General features: G+C 71.5%; 21 protein-coding genes, 1 tRNA gene and 1 pseudogene. 13 read left to right on the plus strand and 10 right to left on the minus strand.

The window, feature by feature from the left end; genetic code table 11:
• Positions 1 to 26: 26 nt before the first annotated feature.
• The gene (locus HUT18_RS07430; RefSeq protein WP_176104348.1) at positions 27 to 2,144 is read right to left on the minus strand and encodes a bifunctional glycosyltransferase 87/phosphatase PAP2 family protein; all 2,118 of its coding nucleotides are present in this window, start codon (positions 2,142 to 2,144) and stop codon (positions 27 to 29) included.
• 439 nt (positions 2,145 to 2,583) lie between these two features.
• Between HUT18_RS07430 and HUT18_RS07435 the strand changes: the two genes are divergently transcribed.
• A complete protein-coding gene (locus tag HUT18_RS07435; RefSeq protein ID WP_176098903.1) occupies positions 2,584 to 3,255 on the plus strand; it encodes an O-methyltransferase in 672 nt (223 codons plus the stop codon).
• 158 nt (positions 3,256 to 3,413) lie between these two features.
• Here the strand turns inward: HUT18_RS07435 and HUT18_RS07440 are convergent, their stop codons facing one another.
• Positions 3,414 to 3,815, minus strand: coding sequence for an FHA domain-containing protein (locus HUT18_RS07440; RefSeq protein WP_176098905.1), 402 nt, complete (start codon positions 3,813 to 3,815; stop codon positions 3,414 to 3,416).
• Positions 3,816 to 3,994: 179 nt separating this feature from the next.
• Between HUT18_RS07440 and HUT18_RS07445 the strand changes: the two genes are divergently transcribed.
• Together HUT18_RS07445 and HUT18_RS07450 are read left to right on the plus strand one after the other, a co-directional pair.
• Positions 3,995 to 4,399: a DUF1992 domain-containing protein gene (locus HUT18_RS07445; protein ID WP_176098907.1), complete on the plus strand. Its 405-nt coding sequence runs from the start codon at positions 3,995 to 3,997 to the stop codon at positions 4,397 to 4,399.
• Between the two features lie 53 nt (positions 4,400 to 4,452).
• Entirely contained in the window at positions 4,453 to 4,998 is a 546-nt protein-coding gene (locus HUT18_RS07450) for a GNAT family N-acetyltransferase (protein WP_176098908.1), read from the plus strand.
• Positions 4,999 to 5,027: 29 nt separating this feature from the next.
• Here HUT18_RS07450 and HUT18_RS07455 read toward each other — a convergent pair whose 3' ends face one another.
• On the minus strand, positions 5,028 to 7,190 hold the full coding sequence (locus HUT18_RS07455) for an MFS transporter (protein WP_176098910.1): 2,163 nt from the start codon (positions 7,188 to 7,190) through the stop codon (positions 5,028 to 5,030).
• A 302-nt stretch (positions 7,191 to 7,492) separates the two neighbouring features.
• Here HUT18_RS07455 and HUT18_RS07460 point away from each other — a divergent pair, with 302 nt between their 5' ends.
• Entirely contained in the window at positions 7,493 to 8,485 is a 993-nt protein-coding gene (locus HUT18_RS07460) for a peptidoglycan-binding protein (RefSeq protein ID WP_176098912.1), read from the plus strand.
• Positions 8,486 to 8,680: 195 nt separating this feature from the next.
• Here HUT18_RS07460 and HUT18_RS07465 read toward each other — a convergent pair whose 3' ends face one another.
• Together HUT18_RS07465 and HUT18_RS07470 are read right to left on the minus strand one after the other, a co-directional pair.
• Positions 8,681 to 9,352: an HAD-IA family hydrolase gene (locus HUT18_RS07465; RefSeq protein ID WP_176098914.1), complete on the minus strand. Its 672-nt coding sequence runs from the start codon at positions 9,350 to 9,352 to the stop codon at positions 8,681 to 8,683.
• A 314-nt stretch (positions 9,353 to 9,666) separates the two neighbouring features.
• Positions 9,667 to 10,248, minus strand: a complete 582-nt coding sequence (locus HUT18_RS07470) for a TMEM165/GDT1 family protein (RefSeq protein WP_176098916.1) — start codon at positions 10,246 to 10,248, stop codon at positions 9,667 to 9,669.
• A gap of 511 nt (positions 10,249 to 10,759) precedes the next feature.
• Between HUT18_RS07470 and HUT18_RS07475 the strand changes: the two genes are divergently transcribed.
• The 4 genes and pseudogenes from HUT18_RS07475 to HUT18_RS07490 form a co-directional block, all read left to right on the plus strand.
• Positions 10,760 to 11,422 carry an HNH endonuclease family protein gene (locus HUT18_RS07475; protein WP_176098918.1) on the plus strand — a complete coding sequence of 221 codons (663 nt, stop codon included), beginning with the start codon at positions 10,760 to 10,762 and terminating at the stop codon, positions 11,420 to 11,422.
• 381 nt (positions 11,423 to 11,803) lie between these two features.
• Positions 11,804 to 13,648, plus strand: coding sequence for an alkaline phosphatase D family protein (locus HUT18_RS07480; protein ID WP_254878467.1), 1,845 nt, complete (start codon positions 11,804 to 11,806; stop codon positions 13,646 to 13,648).
• A gap of 568 nt (positions 13,649 to 14,216) precedes the next feature.
• Positions 14,217 to 14,702, plus strand: coding sequence for a DoxX family protein (locus HUT18_RS07485; RefSeq protein ID WP_176098921.1), 486 nt, complete (start codon positions 14,217 to 14,219; stop codon positions 14,700 to 14,702).
• Positions 14,703 to 15,021: 319 nt separating this feature from the next.
• Positions 15,022 to 15,624 (plus strand): annotated as a pseudogene (locus HUT18_RS07490) (DedA family protein); the annotation flags it as partial.
• 595 nt (positions 15,625 to 16,219) lie between these two features.
• On the opposite strand, the gene HUT18_RS07495 reads toward HUT18_RS07490, so the two are convergent.
• The gene (locus HUT18_RS07495) at positions 16,220 to 16,459 is read right to left on the minus strand and encodes a DUF2277 domain-containing protein (RefSeq protein ID WP_176098923.1); all 240 of its coding nucleotides are present in this window, start codon (positions 16,457 to 16,459) and stop codon (positions 16,220 to 16,222) included.
• 278 nt (positions 16,460 to 16,737) lie between these two features.
• On the opposite strand from HUT18_RS07495, the gene HUT18_RS07500 reads away from it, so the two are divergent.
• Positions 16,738 to 17,100, plus strand: coding sequence for a hypothetical protein (locus tag HUT18_RS07500; RefSeq protein ID WP_176098925.1), 363 nt, complete (start codon positions 16,738 to 16,740; stop codon positions 17,098 to 17,100).
• Positions 17,101 to 17,381: 281 nt separating this feature from the next.
• Here the strand turns inward: HUT18_RS07500 and HUT18_RS07505 are convergent, their stop codons facing one another.
• Positions 17,382 to 17,624, minus strand: a complete 243-nt coding sequence (locus tag HUT18_RS07505) for a hypothetical protein (RefSeq protein WP_176098927.1) — start codon at positions 17,622 to 17,624, stop codon at positions 17,382 to 17,384.
• A 285-nt stretch (positions 17,625 to 17,909) separates the two neighbouring features.
• On the opposite strand from HUT18_RS07505, the gene HUT18_RS07510 reads away from it, so the two are divergent.
• A complete protein-coding gene (locus HUT18_RS07510) occupies positions 17,910 to 18,170 on the plus strand; it encodes a hypothetical protein (protein WP_176098929.1) in 261 nt (86 codons plus the stop codon).
• A 102-nt stretch (positions 18,171 to 18,272) separates the two neighbouring features.
• Here the strand turns inward: HUT18_RS07510 and HUT18_RS07515 are convergent, their stop codons facing one another.
• Positions 18,273 to 18,509, minus strand: coding sequence for a hypothetical protein (locus HUT18_RS07515; RefSeq protein WP_176098931.1), 237 nt, complete (start codon positions 18,507 to 18,509; stop codon positions 18,273 to 18,275).
• Between the two features lie 161 nt (positions 18,510 to 18,670).
• Positions 18,671 to 18,742 (minus strand) — tRNA-Val (locus HUT18_RS07520).
• A gap of 445 nt (positions 18,743 to 19,187) precedes the next feature.
• Here HUT18_RS07520 and HUT18_RS07525 point away from each other — a divergent pair.
• From HUT18_RS07525 to HUT18_RS07535, 3 genes are all read left to right on the plus strand, one after another.
• Positions 19,188 to 20,513 carry a hypothetical protein gene (locus HUT18_RS07525; protein ID WP_254878468.1) on the plus strand — a complete coding sequence of 442 codons (1,326 nt, stop codon included), beginning with the start codon at positions 19,188 to 19,190 and terminating at the stop codon, positions 20,511 to 20,513.
• Positions 20,514 to 20,761: 248 nt separating this feature from the next.
• Positions 20,762 to 21,358: a DUF4383 domain-containing protein gene (locus HUT18_RS07530; protein ID WP_176098935.1), complete on the plus strand. Its 597-nt coding sequence runs from the start codon at positions 20,762 to 20,764 to the stop codon at positions 21,356 to 21,358.
• 9 nt (positions 21,359 to 21,367) lie between these two features.
• A complete protein-coding gene (locus HUT18_RS07535; RefSeq protein WP_176098937.1) occupies positions 21,368 to 21,592 on the plus strand; it encodes a zinc ribbon domain-containing protein in 225 nt (74 codons plus the stop codon).
• A gap of 16 nt (positions 21,593 to 21,608) precedes the next feature.
• On the opposite strand, the gene HUT18_RS07540 is transcribed toward HUT18_RS07535, so the two are convergent.
• Positions 21,609 to 22,244 carry a response regulator transcription factor gene (locus tag HUT18_RS07540; protein ID WP_217710470.1) on the minus strand — a complete coding sequence of 212 codons (636 nt, stop codon included), beginning with the start codon at positions 22,242 to 22,244 and terminating at the stop codon, positions 21,609 to 21,611.
• Positions 22,245 to 22,383 lie beyond the last annotated feature (139 nt).

A 22,383-nucleotide genomic window follows, 5' to 3' on the forward strand; every position in this document is an offset into this window, starting at 1 on the left:
TCAACCGACCGGTGACGTACGGGCTTTCAGGCGGACTGCGGGGCGTGCTCGGGCTCGGAGTCGTCGGGCTTGGTTTTCGTGCCGTCGGTCCCGGTCCCGGTGTGATCGCGGTCCGGTTCGGCGTTGGCTCGCTCCGGCTCGCGCTCCGGCGCGGAAGTGGGCTCGCCCGCCCCGGTCTTGGTGCCGCGCGCCCCGGTCTTCGTACCGCCCGCTGTGTCGAGCGCCGTGCCGAGCGCCGTGTGCGCCCTGGCCGCCGCGGCGGTCTTCTCGGCCGGGGTGGTGCGCGGGCGCGGGCCGGACAGGAAGTAGACGAGGGCGAAGCCGGTGGCCACGGCGACGGCGCCGCCGACCGCGTCCATGATCCAGTGGTTGGCGGTCGCCACGATCGCGGAGACCGTGAAGAGCGGGTGCAGGGTGCCGAGCGCCTTCATCCACCACTTCGGCGCCAGCGCCACGATCACCACTCCGCACCACAGCGACCAGCCGAAGTGCAGTGAGGGCATGGCCGCGTACTGGTTGGTGACCGCCGTCAGCGCGCCGTAGTCGGGCTGGCCGAAGTCCTGGGCGCCGTGCACCGTGTCGATGAAGCCGAGCTCGGGCATCAGGCGCGGCGGCGCGAGCGGGTAGAGCCAGAAGCCGAGCAGCGCGAGCAGGGTGGCGAAGCCAAGCGCGGAGCGCGCCCAGCGGTAGTCGACCGGCCGCCGTACGTAGAGGACGGCCAGGATTGTCAGCGGAACGAAGAAGTGGAACGACGTGTAGTAGAAGTCGAAGAATTCCTGGAGCCAGGGGACCTTGACCACCGAGTGGTTGACCCAGTGCTCGATGTCGATGTGCAGGAACCGTTCCAGGGCGTAAATCTGTTCGCCGTGTTCCTCGGCCGCCGCCCGGCTGCCCGCCGCGATGGTACGGATCTCCGAGTACGCGGTGTAGCCGACCCGGATCAGGGCGAGTTCGAGGAGCAGGTTCGGGCGCGTGAGCACCTTGCGCCACACCGGAAGCAGCGGGATCCAGGGGAACCGGGTGGGGCCGGGGGGCACCGCGTCGGTGGGGATCGGCGTGGCGTAGAACACCGACTTGCGCGAGAAGAACGGGATCACGCAGGCGGTGAGGACCACCGCGATCAGCACCAGGTTCTCGCGCAGCGGCCGCATGATCGCGTCGTCCGGGATGAGCACCGAGGACGGCAGTGTCATCACCAGGACCACGGCCACCGGCCACATCGGGCGCGCCGAGTCGCGGCGGCCCAGGCGGCCCGCGACGGCGAGCATCAGCCACAGGAGCTGGTGCTGCCAGGCGGTGGGCGAGACGGCGACGGCGGCACAGCCGGTCATCGCGACGGCCAGCAGCAACTGTCCGTCACGGGCGTAGCGCACCGCGCGGCGCACCGCGACCACCGCGATCACGGCGGCGAGCAGCAGGAAGAGGACCTGCTCCAGCGGGCCGCTCAGGCCAAGGCGCAGCAGCGCGCCGTGCAGGGACTGGTTGCTCAGACCGGCCGGGTCGCCGCCGAGACCCGCCCCGGCGAGGTGGTGGAACCAGTAGGTGCCGGAGTCGTCGGGCAGCGCGGCCCAGGCGAGCAGGGTGCAGGCGAGGAAACTGCCGCCCGCGGCGGCCGCGGCCCGGCGCCGGTCGGTGAACCACAGCAGTGCGGCGAACAGGAGCAGGGTGGGCTGCAGGGCGACCGCGACACCGATCAGGACGCCGCCCGCGCGCTGCCCGCGTACCGCGAAACAGCCGAGCATGACGAGCAGTACCGGGATGACGCTGGTCTGCCCGAGGTAGAGGGTGTTGCGCACCGGCAGGGACAGCATGAGCAGGCTGATCGCGACCGGCGGGGCCAGCAGAGCGGTGCGCCGGGACACCGGCTGCGGCAGCGCGCGTGCGGCGAGCAGCGCGACCACCACGACGAACAGCAGGGTGCCGAAGGTCCAGCCCCAGCCGAGGGCCTGCTCGGCGGCGTGCGGCAGGGGTCTGAGCACGAGTCCGGCGAAGGGGGTGCCGGTGAACTGGTCGGAGTCGTAGAGCGAACCCCCGACGTGCAGGACGCCCTCCGGGCCCACCCACGCCTCGAGGTCGATCAAACGTTCGTCGGGTGGCTGCCGCAGCACCGCCGCGACTTGGCGCACCGCGAGTACGGCGGCCATCAGCCACAGACCGGCCCGCACGAGCGCGAAGCGCGTCCTCGCGGTGTCCGCGGCGTCGGCCCCGAAGCTCCCGCTCACCTCACCCTGCCGAACATCTGCCACGCCCTAGTCGCTCCCGCCCCGAACCTGGCCGGTGCCGCGCCCGGACGGGCACGACCCCACCCCACAAACCACATTCCCCGTCCCGGGAGACGCGGGCAACCGGGGCTTCACCTGACAGCAGCCTCCCTTTTGGCCGGAAGATGATGAGGCGTGGCGGATCACTTTCGCTCACGTCGCAACGAGTTGGCTCCGCGGACCGCCCGCCGTCACGCGTATGACGAACGCACCGGGCAGCGGGCCGCGCCCCACTTTTCCACAGGCCGCACACGCGCGATGCCAGAGGGTTATCTTTCGGACGAGTTCCTTAGTACGGCTAACGAGAAACCGGTGGTACGCGATGCACGAGCAGACCGTGTGGACAGCAGTCGACGAGTACGTCACCTCCGCCCTCGCCCCCGACGACGAGGCACTGCGGGCCGCCCAGGAGTCCAGCGAGAAGGCGGGCCTGCCGCCGATCGCGGTGGCGGGCAACCAGGGCAAGTTCCTGCATCTGCTCGCCCGGCTGCAGGGCGCGCGGCGGATCCTGGAGATCGGCACCCTCGGCGGGTACAGCACCATCTGGCTGGCCAGGGCGCTGCCCGAGGACGGGCGTCTGGTGAGCCTGGAGTACGACGCGCGGCACGCCGAGGTGGCCGGGGAGAACCTGGCCCGTGCCGGACTGGACCGGATCGCCGAGATCCGGGTCGGCGCGGCCCTGGACTCGCTGCCCGTCCTGGCCGCCGAGAACCCCGAGCCCTTCGACCTGACCTTCATCGACGCGGACAAGGTGAACAACGCCCACTACGTCGAGTGGGCCCTGAAGCTCAGCAGGCCGGGCAGCGTGATCGTGGTGGACAACGTGGTGCGGGGCGGCCGGGTCACCGAGCACGACAGCGAGGAACCGGCGATCGTCGGCACCAGGGCCGCGGTGCGCGCGGTCGCCGACAACCCGCGGCTGGACGGCACCGTGGTGCAGACCGTGGGGGTCAAGGGGTACGACGGGTTCCTGCTGGCCCGGGTGGTGTCGTAGTCAGGGGCCCGGTCGAGAGCCCGGCCGGGCGCGGAAACTCGCGTCCGGCCCGGGCCCGGGCCGGTTCGCGAGGGTCCGGGCCGGTTCGCGAGGGTCCGGGCCGGTTCGCGAGGGTCCGGGCCGGTTCGCGAGGGTCCGGCTCAGAGCCCGTGCCCCGCTCAGGGTTCGTGGTAGAAGCCGACGTTCACGGTGCGGGGTGCGCTGCGGTCCTCGACGATCAGTTCGCCGGAGCCGCCGTGCGGGAGCGGGGTGACGCTGCCGTAGTCGAGGTCGTGTGCGGTGCCGCCGGTCAGCAGCCGTACCCGCGAGGAGGGTTCGGCGTGCGAGCCGCGCAGCCAGTGCACGGTCCACGCGCCGGACGGGCCGCAGACGAACTCCAGGTGCACCCGGGAGACGAACAGCCAGTCGTCCGGGGTGACCAGGCGGCACTGGGCCCGGTCCCGCCCGACCCGCAGCACCGCGCCCGGGCTGCTCGGTGCCTCCGCCATCTGCATTCCGGCGGTGGCACCGGCCCCGGCCCCCTGGTCGTCCGCCACCGTGGCCATCGTGAGCTCAAGCACCTGCAACGCACCTCGACTTCGTCGTGAGTCGTGAACGGGACCGATTCCCCCGCCGCCCTCGGACGGTCGGCACCCGTGTCGCCGCCGCATAGTAGGACGCGCGCGAGCGCCCGAACGATGCGCGTGACCGGGGACACACGACCCGTTCGTTTGCCGGTGCGTTCTGGGACACTGGAGGCATGACCGAGCGCAAGCCCGCGGGCGTGAGTTTCGAGTCCTGGATCGACAAGCAGATCCGCGAGGCGCAGGAGCGGGGCGACTTCGCCCAACTGCCCGGCGCGGGCAAGCCCCTGGCCGAGGGCCCCGACACCACGTACGACGAGATGTGGTGGATCAAGCAGAAGATGGCCCGTGAGGGCCTGTCCCATCTGCCGCCCACCCTGGCCCTGCGCAAGGAGGCCGAAGAGGCCCTGGAGGCGGCGTACGCGGCGCCTTCGGAGCGTGTGGCCCGCAAGATCATCGAGGACATCAACGCCAAGATCCTGCGCAATCTGATGATGCCGCCGCCCGGTCCGCCGCTGGGCATCAACCGCTTCGACCTGGACCGGGTGCTCGCGGAACGGGCGCGGCGCAGGGCGAGTTGACGCCGGCGAATTCCGGTTGCGGACCGCCCTCCCCCGCGCCGCACAATGCGGGCATGAACACCTGGACCGTGACCCCGGAGCCCTTCGACTCACCCGTGGCGAAGGAGCTGTGGCGCGCCTACTACACCGAGGTCAGCGACCGCTGGTTCCTTCATCACGAGAACCGGCGCACCCCGCCCGCGGAACTCACGGCCGGCATCGCCTCGGAATCGGGCGCCGAACTCGCCCCGCCGAGCGGCCGGTTGCTGGTCGCCCGCTGCGACGGTGAGCCCGCGGGAACCGCCGGGGTCCGCCTCCTGAACGCCGAAACGGCCGAGCTGAAGCGGGTCTTCGTCCACGAGTCCCGGCGCGGCCTGGGCGGCGGTGCGGTACTCCTTGCCGCCATCGAGGAGGCGGCCCGCGAGCTCGGCGCCCACCGGATCATCCTGGACACCCGCGACGATCTCGTCGAGGCGCGCGCCCTGTACGCCCGGCACGGCTACGTGGAGACCGAGCCGCACAACGACCAGATGTACGCCGAGCATTGGTTCCGCAAGGAGTTGACGACCCCGGCACTGACCGGGGGCGCCAAGGGTTCGGGGACGCAGCCGCAGAAGTGAACGGGGCGTAGGCGCACGCCGGTTGAGGGTCAGGGGACGGAGGCTGAGGAGCCCGTTGCCGCCCTCACCCGTACCGGTGGCGGCGCCCCCTGATGCGGGCGTTCGGCGTCGCAGCCGCACAGTTCGGCGTTGAGTTCGGCGACGAGGTCCCGCAGGTCGCGCGGCCGTTTGTCGTGCCACCAGTCGCCGAGCATTTCGGCCAGCGACTCCTCGCGCGCCCGGGACAGCTTGAGCGCCGCCTCGTACCCGGCCGGGGTGAAGGTGAGCGGCAGCCCCTCGCGTACCGCGAGACCGCGCTCCTCGACCTGGCGGGCGGCCTGGGTGATGAGCCGCAGCGGCACTCCGGTGCGGTCGGCGAGCAGACTCGGCTCGGCCGAGCCGTAGCGCAGGATGCGCAAAAGGAGCCAGCTGGTGGCGGGTTCGAGGTCCAGGCCCGCGCGCCGGGTGATCCGTACGTACACCTCGTGACGCCCCTCGCGGTTGCCTAGTACGGACAGGGCGCGTACCACCTCGTCGTGCGAGGAGCGCTCCACCGGGTTGCAGACGAGGGTTTCGGTGGCGTCGGGTGCGGTGACCGAGCCGCGCAGCCGGTCGTGCCGCAGGTAGAACGCGAGGATGAAGGCGAGCAGGGCGAGCGGGGCGCCGTAGAGGAAGACATCGGTGATCGCCGAGGAGTAGGCGTGCAGCACGGGCTCGCGCACCGGCTCGGGCAGCCCCTGCACGGCGCGCGGATCGTCCTGGAGCGACTCGGGGTTCACGCCCGGGGGCAGCGCCCGTCCGCTGAGCGCCGAGTCCAGCTTGTCGACGAGCAGGTTCGCGAAGACCGTGCCGAATATCGCCACCCCGAACGAGGCACCGATCGAGCGGAAGAAGGTGACTCCGGACGTGGCCACGCCCAGGTCCTCGTACGTGACGGCGTTCTGGGCGATGAGCACGATGACCTGCATCACCAGGCCGAGCCCGAAGCCGAACACGAAGAGCGAGGCACCGAGCGCGGCGTCGGTGCTGGACTCGTCGAGACGGCCGAGCAGCAGCAGTCCGAGCGCGGTGATCCCGCCGCCCGCGATGGGGAAGAAGCGCCAGTGCCCGGTGCGGCTGACGAACTGCCCGGAGCCGATGCTCGCGATCAGCGTGCCGATCACCATCGGCAGCATGTGCACCCCGGCCATGGTCGGCGAGACGCCCCGGACGATCTGGAGGAAGGTCGGCAGGAAGGTCATCGCGCCGAACATCGCGAAGCCGACGACGAAGCCGATGACCGCGCACAGCCGGAAGTTGCGGATCCTGAACAGCTTGAGCGGGAGCACGGGTTCGGCCGCCCGCCGCTCCACCACGACGAGCCCCGCGATCAGCACCGCGGCCAGTACGCCGAGGACGAGGATCTGCGGCGACACCCAGTCCCAGGTGTGGCCGCCGAGCGAGGCGATCAGGATCAGGCAGGAGGCGGCGCCCGCGACGAGGACGGTACCCAGGTAGTCGATCCTGTGCTTGGTGCGGTGGACCGGAACGTGCAGCACGGCCGAGATGACCACCAGGGCGAGGGCGCCGAGCGGCAGGTTGATGTAGAAGACCCAGCGCCAGTTCAGGTGTTGCGTGAACAGCCCGCCGAGCAGTGGCCCGAGCACACTCATCGCACCGAACACGGCCCCGAACAGCCCCTGGTACCTGCCCCGTTCACGTGGCGAGACCAGATCCCCGACCAGTGCCATCGACAGCACGATCAGCCCGCCGCCGCCCGCGCCCTGGAGCGCCCGGAAGGCGATCAGCTGGCCCAGGTTCTGGGCGGCGCCGCAGAGCACGGAGCCCAGCAGGAAGACCAGGATCGCGAGCTGGAACAGCCGCTTGCGCCCGAACTGGTCGCCGAGTTTGCCCCACAGCGGGGTGACGGCGGTGGAGGCGAGCAGGTATGCGGTGACCACCCAGGACAGGTGATTGATGCCGCCGAGCTCACCGACGATGGTGGGCAGCGCGGTGGCCACGATGGTCTGGTCGAGCGCGGCGAGCAGCGTGCCGAGCAGCAGCGCGCCGATGGACACCAGAACGCCGCCCCTGACGTGCTCCCGGCCCGTGTGCGGATCCACCACATAGGAGTCCGTGTGCGGATCGTCGTGCGGGTCGTCGTGCGAGTCCGAGCGCGGATCGTCCGGCACGAGCGGCGTCGACCCGCTCGCGCCCTGGGTTCGCTCCGTCATGCCACACCCCGGGGTACTCGGTCGTGGAGGGCCGCCGCACGGCCCTCCGGTGCCCTTCCATCCTCGCGGGTACCGGGCGGGACGGCCTGTTGGGGCGGGAACGCCTGGTCAGTGCCTGGTCAGCGCCGGACAGTGCCTGGTTTGGGCAGGCGGGAGGAGAGGGGGAGTGCGGCGGGTCCGGTACGCCCCTCCGGTACGGACCGTCTCGTCATCCGTCGGCCGCTTCGGCGTAACGGGGAGCCGGTGGGACGGCCACGGAGAGCGAAGGCATAATCACCGGTGTTTCCAGGGAGGGGCCCACGGTGAGTGGACAGCGGGGACCGCAGGGACCGCAGGAAGAGCGCGAAGCGCCGGCCGAGGGGCAGCCGGGACGGCAGGAGCCACACGGAGAACGGGAAGCGCCGGCCGAGGAACAGCCGGGACGGCAGGGACGGCAGGGACCACACGAAGAGCGGGAAGCGCCGGCCGAGGGACAGCGGCAGGCGCGTGCCGAAGAGCACCGGGAGGCACGGGCCGAGGAACACCGGGCCGCCCGGGCCGAGGAGTTGAGCAAGGCGCGGGCCGCCGAAGCCGCCGCGGCCTCCGACTTCACCCCGCTCCGGGTACGGCCGTACGTCTCGCTGCCGGACTCCGAGGAACCGGGCACGCGGCCGGGCGTCGTCGCCCAGCCGCTGCCGCCGCTGGCCGATCCCGCGGCATCGGAGGCGTCCGCCGTGACGGACACGATCGCCCTGCGGGTGCCCGCGCTCGCGGCGCGGGCGGGTCGACGGCCGGGCCGGGACCGGCGGTTCGTCGCGCTCGCGGTCCTCGGCGGTGTCGCCGGAGTCGCCGCGATCGCCCTGCTGACCTCCGCCCTGCTCGACGGCGGCTCGCAGGACGAGGCGCTGCCCGAGACCTCGCCGAGTGCGGCGGTGACGCTCGGACCGCCGCCGAGTCCCAGCGCCTCCACGTCGAGCCCCGCCCCGTCACCGAAGAGCCCCGGCCCCTCCCGCAGCACGGCCGCGCCCGCCGCGCCCGCGCCGCGCCCCGAGCCGACGGTGGGCCGCGACCTGAACCGGCCCAAGGCCCCGTCGAACCCTGAACTGCGCAGGGGCTCCAGCGGCCCCGAGGTGGCGGAACTCCAAAGACGGCTCCAGCAGGCCTTCGTGTACGCGGGCCACGCGGACGGCGAGTACGACGTCCATGTCGAAAACGCCGTACGCGGCTACCAGTTCACGCGCGGCGTACAAGGGGATCCGAAGGGCGTGTACGGGGCGGCCACCAGGAAGAGCCTGGAGGCGAGCACTCGGGGGTGAGGCCGTAGGGCCGGGTAGATCCGGTTCAAATGCCTTGCTCAGGCGACCGGTTCAAGCGGTTGTTCAGGCGTGCAGTTCACGTGCGCGGTTCAAGTGCCCGGCTCAGCAGGTCAGTTCAGACGCACGGTGCAAATGCGCGGCTCAGCAGGTCAGTTCAGGCACGCGAAGTGCAAGTGCCCCGTTCAAGCGCCTGGTTCAGGCACCCGCAGGGCTCACCACCAGGCGATACTCCCCGTCCGCGCCCGCTTCTACGCGTACGGCGGTGAGGTCCTCCACCACCACGTCCGGCCCGTACTCCGCCGCGCGCGGGCCCACACCGACCACGCGCATCCCGGCCGCCTTGCCCGCCGCGATCCCGGCGCCGGAGTCTTCAAAGACCAGACAGTCGCCGGGGGCGACACCCAGTTCCGCGGCGCCCTTGAGGAAGCCCTCGGGCGCGGGTTTGCTGGCGCCCACGGACTCGGCGGTGACCCGCACCGACGGCATCGAAAGCCCTGCCGCGTTCATCCGGGCGGTGGCGAGCGGGACGTTCGCGGAAGTGACCAGCGCGTGCGGCGCCCCCGTAAGCGCGGCGAGGAACTGGGCGGCGCCCGGGACCGGCACCACGCCCTCCATGTCCGCGACCTCGGCGGCCAGCATCCGCACGTTGTCCGCCTGGTTCTCCGCCGCGGAACGCTCGGGGAGCAGCAACGCCATCGAGGCATGCCCCTGCCGCCCGTGCACCACCTTCAACGCCTCGTCGCCGTCGATCCCGTGCTCGGCCGCCCAGCGCCGCCACACGCGCTCGACGACCGCGTCGGAGTTCACAAGAGTGCCGTCCATGTCGAGCAGGAAGGCGCGGACCGGAAGGACGGTGGTGGCCGTCATGAGCGGGACTCCAAGGGTGTCGGAGGAAATCGGGCCGTACAGGAGAGAGCAGCGGTGTTGCCGAGGGCGAGTGAGGCTGTTCGAGCGTGCTCGGCGGCACCATGTCTTTGTTCAACCAAGATACAAACGCTGCCGACCGCCCCGAGCCCGGGGGTCCCGCACCAAAACCACGTCCGGCCACAACCGGACGAGCGGCGGGCCGAGCGGATGACCGGGACGACCGGGACGACCGGGACGACCGGACGACGCGAGGCCGACCCGAGAGCGCGCGAGCAGCGGGCGGCTCTCCCGAGCGCGCGAGCGCGGCAGGCGACTCACGCCGCGACGGCCTCGTACAGGCTCCAGATGCCGAGGCCGAGCATCAGCAGCGCCGCGATACGGGTCACCAGACGCAGCGGAACCCGCTTCATCAGGGCCTTTCCGCCCAGGATGCCGATCGCGGCCACGGACCAGAGGGCCAGTACGGCGCCGATGCCGACCGAGAGCGGGCTGTCGTAGCGGGCGGCGAGGTTGGCGGTCATGATCTGGGTGAGGTCGCCGAACTCGGCCACCAGAATCAGCATGAACCCCGCACCGGAGACCTTCCAGAAGCTCTGGTCACCGGGCTCGCGGACCTTCTCCTCGTCCTCGCCTCCCTTGAGCATGAGCATGGCCGCCCCGGCGAGGAAGAGCGCACCGGTCAGCGCGTGCACGAGGCGCTGCGGCAGCAGGGTCAGGACGCTGCCCGCCGCGACCGCGAGGCTCACATGCACGACGAAGGCGGCGGCCACCCCGGCGAAGACGTACGAAGCGCGGTAGCGGGTGCCGAGTACGAGCCCGGCGAGGGCGGTCTTGTCCGGGAGTTCGGCCAGGAAGACAACGCCAAAGGTGAGCGCAAGGACGCTGAAGGTGATCACGGTTCCTCATATCGGTCGGGCGCTGCCCGGCCGAGAGCTGCTGCGTGCGACGACACCTCGGCAGGGCAGCACACATGGTCGGTCCGCGCCGGAGCGCGGCATGGCACTGCTTGCCGAAGGTCTCGCTGGCGGGCCACGGTCACCGTGGTCCGCTCCGGGCGCCGGCTCAGACGAGCTGAGCAGTATGTCGACGGTCCGGCGAAGAGCTACTCCCCTTCTGCGCCGTCCATCGTACGTGACCGCCCCCGGCGCCCCGCCAGGGTCTTTTGGTCCCCGGCGTACGCCGGGCAAGTGTGCGCCCCCTCACCCGCCGACCCGCCCGGACACCGGGGCTCCGCCCGCCTCTCCTCAACTCGGGCCACTCGGCGAACAGATGACGTATTGCCGTAACCCTTGAGCCTGCGCCCCGTTGACGCGACCCTGTCACCTGGCGCACACCTCCACGAAACCCCGCGCCGACAGCATGACCGGGCCCAACCGGCCAAAACCCCCCACTTCAAGGGAGTTCACAATGCCCGTGCTCTACGCGCGTGGAATCCTGACCAAGCGCCGCCTCGGTGTCCTCGGCGCGCTCACCGCCTCCGCCGCCGCCCTCGCCATGGTGGCCGTCCCGAGCGCCCAGGCCTCGCCCCCGGCCCCCGTCGACGCCGCCACCGCCCGCGCCTACCTGGCCGAGCTGACCGTGGCCGCCGAGGGTTCGCTGGACGGCTACAGCCGCGACAAGTACCCGCACTGGAGCGGCCAGGACGGTTCCTGCGACACCCGCGAGGCCGTCCTGAAGCGCGACGGCAAGGACGTCGAGACCGACTCCAGCTGCAAGGCCACCTCCGGCAGCTGGTTCTCCGAGTACGACGGCGAGACCTGGACGGCCGCCGGCGACGTGGACATCGACCACCTCGTGCCGCTGGCCGAGTCGTGGCGTTCGGGCGCCAATGGCTGGACCAACGACCAGCGCGAGGGCTTCGCCAACGACATGAGCCAGCCGCAGCTCATCGCGGTCACGGACAACGTCAACCAGGCGAAGGGCGACAAGGACCCGGCGAAGTGGATGCCGCCGACCACCTCGTACCACTGCACCTACGTGCGGATGTGGGTCCAGGTGAAGCACCACTACAAGCTGACCGTCGACGAGGCCGAGAAGAGCGCCCTGGAGTCCCAGCTCAGCAACTGCTGAGTCCGCTCTTCGGCACGTGCTGAGTCCGCTCTCCGGCACATGCCGAGTCCGCTCTCCGGCACGCTTCCGCCGCTTGTTGTGTGCGGCGGAAGGTAGGCGCGTGCGGGGCATCGTCGCTTTCGGCGGCGGTGCCCCGTCGCGCATGCCGGGCCCGTCGCGTGTGCGGGGGCTGTCGAGTGAGCGGGGGCTGTCGCGTGAGCGGGGCCCGGGGTGGGCAACCCGTGTGGCGGGCCGCTCGGCCGGGCAGGAGCAAAGCGCGGGTCGGCATGCGCATGCCGGCGCGCACGGGTCGGCACGCGCGGTATGCGGTCGCGGTGGTGGAACGGCTCGGGCGTCTGCGACGTTCCGTACGGTACGGGCCGTCGGAGGAAGGTGATCGCCGTGGCGGATCTGCGCCTGGGGCCGGTGCTGAGGTACGTCGACGAGTCGAGCGCGACCGTCTGGGTCGAGTCGAGCCGCCCCTGTGCCGCGGAAGTGCGCTGCGCCGACGGGGCGGGCGGGACGAGCGACACCTTCTCGGTCGCGGGCCACCACTACGCACTGGTCACGGTCACGGGACTGCGTGCGGGCACCGACACCCCGTACGAGGTCCTCCTGGACGGCCACCCCGTCTGGCCGCTGACCGACGACCGCTTTCCCGCGAGCACCATCCGCACTCTTCCCGAGCCGGGCGACGGCGGCGAGAGCGGAATCCGGAGCGGCAACGGCAACGGCAACGGCAACGGCAACGGGATTGTGGGGCGCACCGGGAGCGGCGGCGAGACCCAGGTGCGTGGCGGGCTGCGGGTCGCGTTCGGTTCGTGCCGGTGGGCGGCTCCGCCCGCGGAGGGGCACGACCGGGTCGGCCCCGACGCCCTCGACACGCTGGCCGCGCGTATCGCGGCCGATCCGGCGGGCGACCGCCCCGACGTACTGCTCCTGCTGGGCGACCAGGTGTACGCGGACGAGACCTCCGAACCCACCCAGGCATGGCTCGCCGCCCGCCGCGACCTCGGCGTCGCGCCCGGCACCCAGGTCGCGGACTTCGAGGAGTACACGCAGCTCTACTACGAGTCCTGGCTCGACCCCGAGGTGCGCTGGCTGCTCTCCACGGTCCCGAGCCTGATGATCTTCGACGACCACGACGTCATCGACGACTGGAACACCAGCGCCGCCTGGCTCGCGCACATCCGCGCCCAGCCCTGGTGGTCCGAACGCGTCCTCAGCGGCTTCATGACGTACTGGGTCTACCAGCACCTGGGCAATCTCGGCCCCGCCCAGCTGAAGAACGACCCGGTCTACGCGGCGGTCTGCGCGACCCCTGACGGCACCGCCGCCCTGCGCTCCTTCGCGGCCCGCGCGGACGCCCGCGTCGCACCGCACCGGGACGCGGTACGGGAAAGTCCCGCCGAGGGCCTGCGCTGGAGCTTCCGCCGCGACTTCGGCCGGGTACGCCTGATCATGATCGACACCCGCGCGGCCCGGATCCTCCAGGAGGACCAGCGCGCGATGCTCGGGCCCGCCGAGGCACAGTGGCTGCGCGAGCAGATCCTGGACGGGACGGACGAGCCGCACGGCCTGGGGGTGGAGGCGGTCGGGGCCGGTGGCTACGACCATCTGCTGGTCGCCACCTCGCTGCCCTGGCTGTTGCCGCACCTCGTCCACGACGCCGAGATCTGGAACGCGGCGCTGTGCCGCGGCGCGCGCGGCGGGCCGGACGGGCGCTGGGCCGGGTTCGGCGAGAAGGTCCGGCAGGCCGCGGACCTGGAGCACTGGGCCGCCTTCCCGGAGTCCTTCACCGAACTGAGCGAGCTCCTGCGCGAGGCGGCCGACGGCCCGGCGGCACCCGCGACGGTGTGCGTGCTCTCCGGCGACGTACACCACGCCTACGTCGCCGAACCCTCCTGGCCGGACCGTCAACCCGCCGCCCGCGTCCTGCAGTTGACGTGCTCCCCCGTACACAACTCCGTCCCCGCCTATATGAAGGCCGGTTTCCGTTTCGGCTGGAGCGCGGTCGGCCGGGTACTCGGCCGTCTGCTGCGACGGCACGGCCGCACCGCTCCCGCGACCGTCAACTGGCGCCGCACCGGCGGCCCGTGGTTCGGCAACCACCTCATGACCCTCGCCCTGCACGGACGCTCGGCCGAACTCACCCTGGAGACGGCCCGTACGACCGGCCGCAGGGGCGGGAAGGGCGACACCCCGCACACCCGGCTGGTGACGGTGGAGAAGACACGGCTTACGTGAGGGGGTCAGGGGCCCGCCGTCACTTCTCCTCCGGGGCGTGGCTCACGTGAGTGAGTGAGGGCCCCTCCGTCACTCTCGCCCGGGGGACGCGGCTCTCCGCTCAGCACATGATCCGGATCACAGGCCGGACGGCTGAACAGTCATGCAATCCATTGCGTATCCCTCGTCGCGGGCCAGGCCCGACAGCGGCACGCGCCGCGCAACCCCCGCGCGACCAGCTCACTTACCCGGCCGCTCCACGCTTGCCATCAATCACCGAGGCAAGTAGGTTGAACTTGCAAGTAAAAATTAGGCTAACCTAACCCTCGAACCCAATCCCCGAACCCAATCCCCGAGCCCCCACTCGATCCCGCTCGTCGGCAATCCCGACCTCCCCCCTCCCCCCTCCCTCTCCCCCGTGCACGGAAGCGTCGCTCGCGCTGCCCACAAGTGCACACGTTTGCGGTACTCCGCGCGCACCACACCGCGCACACCCCCGACGGCATGCCCGCCCTCTCCGCACGCCACGGGATCGCCCCCCGTTCCCTCCCGTTTCACCCCACCCCGTCCCCATTGAAGGAGCACCACCATGTCCCAGTCCCTCAACAAGGCCCAGCCGTACGCGATAGGCGCGTTCCGGGCCGTCGTCGGCCTGCTGTTCGCCTGCCACGGGGCGGCCTCGCTGTTCGGGGTCCTCGGTGGCGCGATGGGCGGCGGGACCATCGACGCGGGCACCTGGCCGGGCTGGTACGCGGCCGTGATCCAGCTCGTCTGCGGCGGCCTGATCCTGCTCGGACTCGGCACCCGCGCCGCCGCCTTCGTGGCCTCGGGTTCGATGGCCTACGCGTACTTCAAGGTGCACCAGCCCGAGGCGCTGTGGCCGCTGCAGAACGGCGGCGAGTCCTCCGCGATGTTCTGCTGGTCCCTGCTGCTCCTCGTCTTCACCGGCTCCGGCGCCTTCGGCCTGGACCGCCTGATCGCCGCCCGCCGCTCCGGCGGCGACACCTCGAACAGCAGCACCCCGGCCGACGGCTCCACGGGCCGGTCCGCCGCGAAGGATTCGGTCACCGCCTGACCCCGCGCCGCTCGTCCACAACGGACGTTCCGAGCCCCCGAGTTGCCGAATCCCCTTGATTCGCCGGGCAGTTGTGCCCGCTCGGGGGCTCCGCCGCGCTCCGCGCAAGGGCGCGGGCCCGCCCCGTCCCGCCACGCCGGGCGAAGGGACTTCCCGCCGTCGCCGGGCCCTTCGTCGCAGGTGAGTGAACGTGACGTAGCGAACAACCGACCCATCGGCGGAAGATCGGCACACGACGCGGCGTAATCTGTAGGGCGATCTGGCCGCCCCTGCCACCTCACCGAGGCAATGCGGCATTTTTGCCGAACGGGGAGTCTCGGTGCTGGAGATGGTGGGCACGCTCGTCGGCAGCCCGTGGATCTACGCGGCTGTCGCCGTCTCCGTACTCCTCGACGTCTTCCTGCCCGTGCTGCCGAGCGGCGTCCTGGTGATCACGGCCGCCACCGCGGCGGCCGGTACGACGGCGACGGCGAGCGGCAAGGTCCCGCACGACGTCCCCGACATCCTGGCCCTGCTGCTGTCCGCGGCGACCGCCTCGGTGCTCGGCGACCTGGTCGCCCACCAGTTGGCCGCGCGCGGCGGCACCCGGCTCGAAAACGCCATCGCCCGTTCCCGTCGCCTGGCCAAGGCGCACCAGAGCCTGGGCGCGGCCCTCGCCCGCGGCGGAGGCGCCTTGGTCGTCCTGGCCAGGTTCGCCCCCGCGGGACGCTCCCTGGTCTCCCTCGGCGCCGGGGCGGCCAACCGCCGGATACGCGATTTCCTCCCCTGGTCCGCGGTCGCGGGCGTCGCCTGGGCCGCGTACAGCGTGGGACTCGGCTACTTCGGCGGGCAGTGGCTCGGCGCGACGTGGCTGGCCACCGGAGTCTCCCTGTTCGCCCTGTTCGCCTCCGGAGCGGGGGCCGCGTACGTGATGCGCAGGCCGAGCCTGGCGGGCGTCGGCCCGACCGCACGCCTTGCGGAGGCGGGCGCGCGGTCCGAGGCGGGCATTCAGTCCGAGGCGGGCACGGGCGGGAGCAACAGGGGTATGAACGGCGGGGACGCGGACTCTGACGACGGGAACGTGAGCGAGAGGGGCGCGCCCGGCGCGGACACCCGCGGCACGGAGGCGGACGTCGTGGGCGCGGACGCCGCGGCGACGCGCGGCACGGGGACGAGCCCGGATGACGAGGCCGCCACCCCGCGATTTCGGCGACAGGGCGGCACTTCGCCCCTCAGGTCCATCGTCCGGGTACCGCGTCAGTCGCGGTCACGGCGCTCACGGGGACATGACCGCCGGGCGCGGCGGGTGGAAGCCGCTGCCGACAGGACAGCGCCGTCGACCCGTGGCTCGGGTGGCGGGTCGGGCGGTGGATCGGGCAGCGCGTCGGGTGGCGGATCGCGTGGCGTCCGCGATTCCGGGAGCTCGCGCTAGGGCACGCGCGCCGGCGGAACGGGGCCTACCGTTACCGGTACGGATCCCCGGGGGCCCTCCCCCCCGCCCCCTCCCCGCCCCTCCCCCTCTTCATCTGCTCAACCGCTCACCCGGCAGCCGCCTGACGAGCCGCGCCCTGCCCCCGCACCTCCAGGCCCGCGAGCAGCGCGCCCGTGGCCTCCGCGATGGCGTCGACGGCCTGGTCGAACACCTCACGGTTGTGGGCGGCCGGTGCGCGGAAACCGGACACCTTCCGTACGTACTGCAAGGCAGCGGCTCTGATCTCCTCCTCGGTCGCCTCTTCCGGGAGGACGGGCGGGCGCAGCGTCTTGATGCTTCGGCACATGCCCCCAGTGTTGCGCAGACCTCCGACAACCGGACGGCCTGTGGATAACCGCCCGCCGCCACCGCGTCCACGCATGCGCAGCGGGTCATGTGGACGACCGGCGGAGGTTCGGCCGCCCTCGACGGAAGGCCACCCACACCATCCGCGCAGGTGACCCACAACCCTTACGGGACAAGGCAGTTGACCTGCCCGGACGCTCCGCACCCGCACACCCACGTTCGAGTGACAGGGCCCAGTTCGACTCGCATCCCGAAATCGAACAGACGTATCATTAGCGCGTGGCTGCGACCTACGACTTCCCGAGCGATCTCCTCGCGGGCCAGGAGGAGCTGCACCGAGTGCGGGCTGAGCTGCTGAGCCTGCTGAAACGACTCCCCTGGTCGGTGGAGCCCCTCGACGGATTCAGCGAGACCCAGGGCTGGCGCAAGGTGGAACGCCCCGCTTCCCCCGGCTGGAGCCCCGACGAACAGGCCCAGGTGGAACTCCTGCGCAAGCGCGAACGCGAACTCGCCGTCTTCGTCACCTGCCACCACTACTGGACCGACGTCCAGGGCCCCGACGCCGTCGACGCCCGCAGCGCGCTCAAACACGCGCCGGCCGCCCCCGTCCCCCTCCGCGAGGGCGCGACCCGGGGAGACTGACCCACCGCTCGACCGGCGGCACCCCGCGCCGGTCCGGTCGAAACCGGACCGGAAACGGAAGAGGCGCGGGCACAAGCGCAGGCACAGGCACAGGCACAGGCACAGGCACAGGCACAGGCACAGGCACAGAAAACGACCGGCCCCCTCGCCTCCCACAGCCGGGAGAGAGGAGGCCGTGAACTTCCCGCCGACTCGCTCCGCACGCCCCAGATCACGCTCTGGACCGTGCAGGCGACTCACATGCGACTCACACCCTGGACCGCGCAAGCGACCCGACCACGTCAGGCAGTCGGCGTGACCTGCTCGACGAACTCCTTGGTACGTGTCGCGGTCACGGTGAAGTCGGGCGAAGTGCTGAGGTGATCCACGAACTTCTGGAAGAGCGCGGCGACTTCGGGCGCCGCCATGTTGTCGGTCTCGGCATCGCACGTGATCATGAGCTTGTACTCACCGACCGACTCCACACTGATCGCGCGTGCCCGGTAGGTACGGCGGCTGGTCTCTTCAGGGGTTCCGTAAGGCATGCGGTCTCTCCGGACATGGGAAACACCCTGGCCGGACGGCAAGGGCAACATGTGGGGGGACATGGATCATGGTACGGGGTGGTGATCAGATGTGCGCCCGTACGGAGACAGCCGGGCGCCAACTGCCTTCCACGAGCGGCCACTCAAGACTGAACCTGGCCAACTCCCCTCACCCCGCCCGATATTCGAGAGGCCGTTCGGCCGGAACCATCCCCAAGAAGGACGGGCACCACGGTCACTTTCCGTACGATGCGACCAACAGCGAGTGTCGGCAGAGGAGTTGCAGTGATCGATCACGAGTCGGACTGTCCGCTCGAAGGTCAGGCGTGGTTGCGAAATGCCGTGGCCGCCGCCGGAGTGCTCACGCATCGGCTGCCGGACGACCTCCTGGACCGACGGTCCGCCGAGATCCTCACCGACACACTGGCTCGCTTCACCGAGCAAGCGGACTGGGATTCGGTCACGTTGAGGGACATCGCGCTCGTCGCGACGTTCGAGAACCGGGAGAAGTACGCCGACGACTGCGATTGCGGCGCGTTCGGCTGAGGGTCCGGCCAGGGACACTCGGCCGGACCCGGAAGGCGGTTCATTCCGTGATGCACAGTGGACCGGCACGGGTGGCGCTTCGAGGCACCTCGGCGGCACCTCTCAGTCGCCAAGTGCCTTGGTGAGCGAGTCTCGTAGGGCGCGTGCCGCGGCAGGTGACAGGAGTGCATCGACGTTGGGGCAGCCGTCGTACAGCGCGAGCCTGATGTGGTCGTGGAATCGCGTGGTGGCGACATCGATGGTGATCGTCGGTTCGCCTTCGGCGTGGAAATTGGCAACGTCCGGGGCGCCGTTGAGCGCCTGGATGTCGGGGCCGTCGACGCTGGACCAGATGCTCATGGTGACCTCTGGGATAGTGCGACCGCAGGCGGGCAACGCCGTCGGGCAACCCGGACTCGGGACCGGCCGTGCGGCAAGGCCCACCACACCCACCGAGGAACGGAAAAGCCCCGACCCTCGCATCACGCGCGAAAATCGGGGCTCTCACCCTGTTCACCGAGTGGGCGCGGACGGTTTCGAACCGCCGACATCCGCCTTGTAAGGGCGGCGCTCTACCGCTGAGCTACGCGCCCGGGTGGCCGACAGCCTACCCTGACCTGGGCGCCACCTCGCAAACTCGTGCCGCCCCGGAGCCCTCGGACCGGTCCTCTGTACCGGCCGGATGCCGTGCTCGGTCGGGGGCGATTCGACGGTGTCTCGACGGTGGCTTGGCGATGTCTCGGCGTTGGATCGGCGCTGGGTCGACGGCGTCAGAACCCCCGCAGCAAGATCACCGCGCCCGGAGCGAACTTTTCGTCCCGTGTGTTCGTCCTTACCGGGTGGGAGAATGACTCGACAGGGCGACGAGCAGCACAGGAGAGGGAAGTGACGGCGAGACCCGGAGAGCCGTACACACCAGACAGGCCGCGCGCCCTGCGCTCCCCCGTTGTCCCGGGCCACTCGGGCCGGCCCGCACGGCGGCCGCACTCGGACCCTGCTGACCTCTCGCGATCCTCGCGGCCGTCCGCCCGTGGCGCGGTGCGGCGTCAACTGCGTGAGCTGGTCGGTCTCGCGGCGCTGCCCGTCCTGGTGGCGGCTCTGCTCCCGGCTGCCGCCGTGGGGGGCGGGAGCAGGCGCTGGTTCGGTGGGCGGTCGGAGGGGCAGCGAGCCCAGGCTCAGGCCGCCAAGGACGCCGCCGCCACCGCCTTCTACGAACTCGACACCGCGCAGCGCGACCTGCGGCTGTCGATAGAGACGATCATGGCGGTCGACGACTCCCCGGCCGCGCGTCGTGCCGCCGAGGACTTCGCCGCGCTCGGTCACCGGATCGACGAGTGCAGCCATGAGTACATCCAGGCCGTCGACAGCTACGACCTCGACCGTGACGACCTGGACGGGAGCACCGCCGCGCAGGCCCGTACGGCGCTGAGCAAGGCGAAGGACGGCCTCGACCGGGTGCGGCAGGATCTGGAGCGCTTCGGGCAGGGGCTCGGTCCGCTGCTCGGCAAGGCCGAGACGCAGCTCGCCCGGCTCGCCCCCGCCGTCGAACAGGCCAGGCAGGGCCTGCTCGCCGCGAGCAACGCACTCGACACGGTGCGTGGCAGCGGCCTGCGGGCCGACGACCTCGCGGCCCGTCTCGCCGCCCTCGGCCCGGAACTGACGCGGCTCAACGAGGGCGCCGGGCGGCACGGTGTCCCGGAGACGCTCAGTCGCGCCGAGCATGTGGCACGCGAGGCCGAGGCGGTGCGCAGCGAGGCCCAGCGGCTGCCGGAACGGGCCGCCGAGATCGACCGCCGTCTGGTCTCCCTGCGCACCCGCGCGCAGGCGCTGACCACGCGTTCCGGACAGGTCGAGCCCGTACTGAGCGAGCTGCGCCGCCGGTTCGCCGCCGCGTGCTGGCAGGACCTCCAGCCGGTCTCCGAGCGCGCCCACGACAACGTCCAGCGGGCCGAACTCAAGCTGAAGGAGGCGCAGTCCGCCCGGGACGAGCAGCGCTGGCCCGACGCGGCCTCCTTCCTGTCCACGGCGCGCGCCCTGCTCAACTCGACCGACGAGGACATCTCGGCCGCGGGCGAGAGGCTGACCCGGCTCAACGCCGTCGCGAAGGATCCCGGGCGGGAGGTCGAGCGCACCCGGTTCGCGATCCGGGACGCGCAGCGCCTGGCCATGGCCGGCCGCAACACCCCCGACCCGCGGCACGCCCGCCCTCTCGACGACGCGGTGGCCCGGCTCGACCGTGCCGTCGCCGGTCTCGAGGGACGTCACCCCGACTACTGGCACTTCCTCACCGAGACCGAGGACATTCGCAAGGCGGCGTCCCGGGTGGTCGGCGAGATCCGCGAGGAGCGCGGCGCGGGCGCCTGACCCGCTCCACGCCCGCCCCTCCCCCTGAGCACTGGAAATCCCCCCGTGCCTGGCGGATGCTGGGTGAGGAGACCCGCACGCGCGGCCGCCGTGTTGCGGCCGGGAGACGCCGGGGGAACCCGGCACCCGGAGTGGCAGGACGGGCCGCGTTGCCACGGACATACGCAACGCACGCACCAGGGGCGTTGGCACCCCCCGACGGCATACGTGCCACGGACAGGCGCTCGCGAGGTGTGAAGGAGGCTGGGATGGCAACCGCACCGCACGATCTCCATCTCAAGGCCAGGCGACGCATCCGGTTCGACGATCATCTGCCGGTCGACCACCGTCTGAACCAGTTCTACCGGGTGGGCGCCGGGCTGATGGGGCTCGCGCTGCTGGCCTTCGGGATCCTCGGCCTCATCGACAAGGTCGGGTTCTTCGACACGCACGGCGACACCGTCGCCGGGATGAACACCAACGGTGCGCTGAGCGTGCTGTCGGTGTGCGTGGGGCTGCTGCTGTTCGTCGGGATGGTGATCGGCGGGAACATCGCCTCCACCCTGAACATGGTGCTGGGCATCGCGTTCATCCTGAGCGGGTTCGTGAACATGGCCCTGCTGGAGACGGACTACAACTTCCTCGCCTTCGAGATCGAGAACGTCCTGTTCAGCTTTGTCGTCGGCGTGCTGCTGATGTTCTTCGGCATGTACGGCCGGGTCGGCAGCAAGCTCCCGCACGACAATCCGTACTGGCGGGCCCGCAACCCCGAGCAGGCCGAGCGCGAGGACCGGCTCCGGGCACTGCGCGCGGGCGGAGCCGCCCAGCCCCTGCGGGGCGGGGAGCAGCCGCCGAAGGCCCGCTAACCTGGGCCCATGCCTCGCTATGAGTACCGCTGCCGTTCCTGCGGCGACACGTTCGAACTGTCCCGGCCGATGGCCGAGTCCTCGGCACCGGCCCAGTGCCCCGTCGGGCACGACGACACCGTGAAGCTGCTGTCGACGGTGGCGGTCGGCGGCTCGGCGGCCGCTCCCTCCCGCGCGCCCGCGCCGGGCCCGTCCGGGGGCGGCGGCTGTTGCGGTGGTGGCTGCTGCGGCTGAGCAGTGCCGCCCGCCCTCAGCTCCCGAGGTAGCGCAGCACCGCCAGAACCCGGCGTGAGTGGCCCGAACTCCGGTTCAGTTCCAGCTTGTCGAAGATCGCGTTGATGTGTTTCTCGACGCCGCTGCGGGAGATGTGCAGGCGCCCGGCGATGGCCTCGTTGCCGTGGCCCTGTGCCATCTCGGCGAGTACGGCGCTCTCGCGGGCGGTGAGCCGGGACAGGAAGTCGGCGTGCTTGCTGTGGCCGACCAGTTGGCGGACCACTTCCTCGTCGAAGGCGGACCGGCCCGCGGCGACCCGTTCCAGGGCGTCGAGGAACTCGTCGACCTCGACCACCCGGTCCTTGAGCAGGTAGCCGACGCCCTGGGACTCGACGGTGAACAGCTCGCGCGCGTAACGCCGTTCGACGTACTGCGAGAGGACGAGCACGCCCACCTCCGGCCACCGGGCGCGGATCTCCAGTGCGGCCCGCAGGCCCTCGTCGGTGTGCGTCGGTGGCATCCGGACATCGGCCACGACCACGTCGGGCTGCTCGGCGGCGACGGCTTCCAGCAGCCGCTCGGCGTTGTCCACGGCCGCCAGGACCTCGTGCCCCTCGTCGACGAGGAGCCGTTCCAGGCCCACCCGCAGCAGTGTGGAGTCCTCCGCCAGCATCAGTCGCACTCTTGCTCCGCAGTGATCGTCGTGGGGCGCTTTCCGAAGGTCCGGCCGGCCGCAGGGCCCACGTCGCACCGCCCGCGTCGTACCGCCCGACGCCCCTCCGGTCACCGTAGCCCGCACGCACCGGGCACCA

The sequence above is a fragment of the Streptomyces sp. NA04227 genome, assembly GCF_013364195.1.
Lineage (GTDB): Bacteria > Actinomycetota > Actinomycetes > Streptomycetales > Streptomycetaceae > Streptomyces.

Coding starts and splice junctions, on each gene's coding strand:
- HUT18_RS07430 (WP_176104348.1), bottom strand. CDS start 2,144: ATGGCCGCCGTACTCGCGGTGCGCCAAGTCGCGGCGGTGCTGCGGCAG.
- HUT18_RS07435 (WP_176098903.1), top strand. CDS start 2,584: ATGCACGAGCAGACCGTGTGGACAGCAGTCGACGAGTACGTCACCTCC.
- HUT18_RS07445 (WP_176098907.1), top strand. CDS start 3,995: ATGACCGAGCGCAAGCCCGCGGGCGTGAGTTTCGAGTCCTGGATCGAC.
- HUT18_RS07450 (WP_176098908.1), top strand. CDS start 4,453: ATGAACACCTGGACCGTGACCCCGGAGCCCTTCGACTCACCCGTGGCG.
- HUT18_RS07455 (WP_176098910.1), bottom strand. CDS start 7,190: ATGACGGAGCGAACCCAGGGCGCGAGCGGGTCGACGCCGCTCGTGCCG.
- HUT18_RS07465 (WP_176098914.1), bottom strand. CDS start 9,352: ATGACGGCCACCACCGTCCTTCCGGTCCGCGCCTTCCTGCTCGACATG.
- HUT18_RS07475 (WP_176098918.1), top strand. CDS start 10,760: ATGCCCGTGCTCTACGCGCGTGGAATCCTGACCAAGCGCCGCCTCGGT.
- HUT18_RS07485 (WP_176098921.1), top strand. CDS start 14,217: ATGTCCCAGTCCCTCAACAAGGCCCAGCCGTACGCGATAGGCGCGTTC.
- HUT18_RS07495 (WP_176098923.1), bottom strand. CDS start 16,459: ATGTGCCGAAGCATCAAGACGCTGCGCCCGCCCGTCCTCCCGGAAGAG.
- HUT18_RS07505 (WP_176098927.1), bottom strand. CDS start 17,624: ATGCCTTACGGAACCCCTGAAGAGACCAGCCGCCGTACCTACCGGGCA.
- HUT18_RS07515 (WP_176098931.1), bottom strand. CDS start 18,509: ATGAGCATCTGGTCCAGCGTCGACGGCCCCGACATCCAGGCGCTCAAC.
- HUT18_RS07530 (WP_176098935.1), top strand. CDS start 20,762: ATGGCAACCGCACCGCACGATCTCCATCTCAAGGCCAGGCGACGCATC.
- HUT18_RS07535 (WP_176098937.1), top strand. CDS start 21,368: ATGCCTCGCTATGAGTACCGCTGCCGTTCCTGCGGCGACACGTTCGAA.
- HUT18_RS07540 (WP_217710470.1), bottom strand. CDS start 22,244: ATGCTGGCGGAGGACTCCACACTGCTGCGGGTGGGCCTGGAACGGCTC.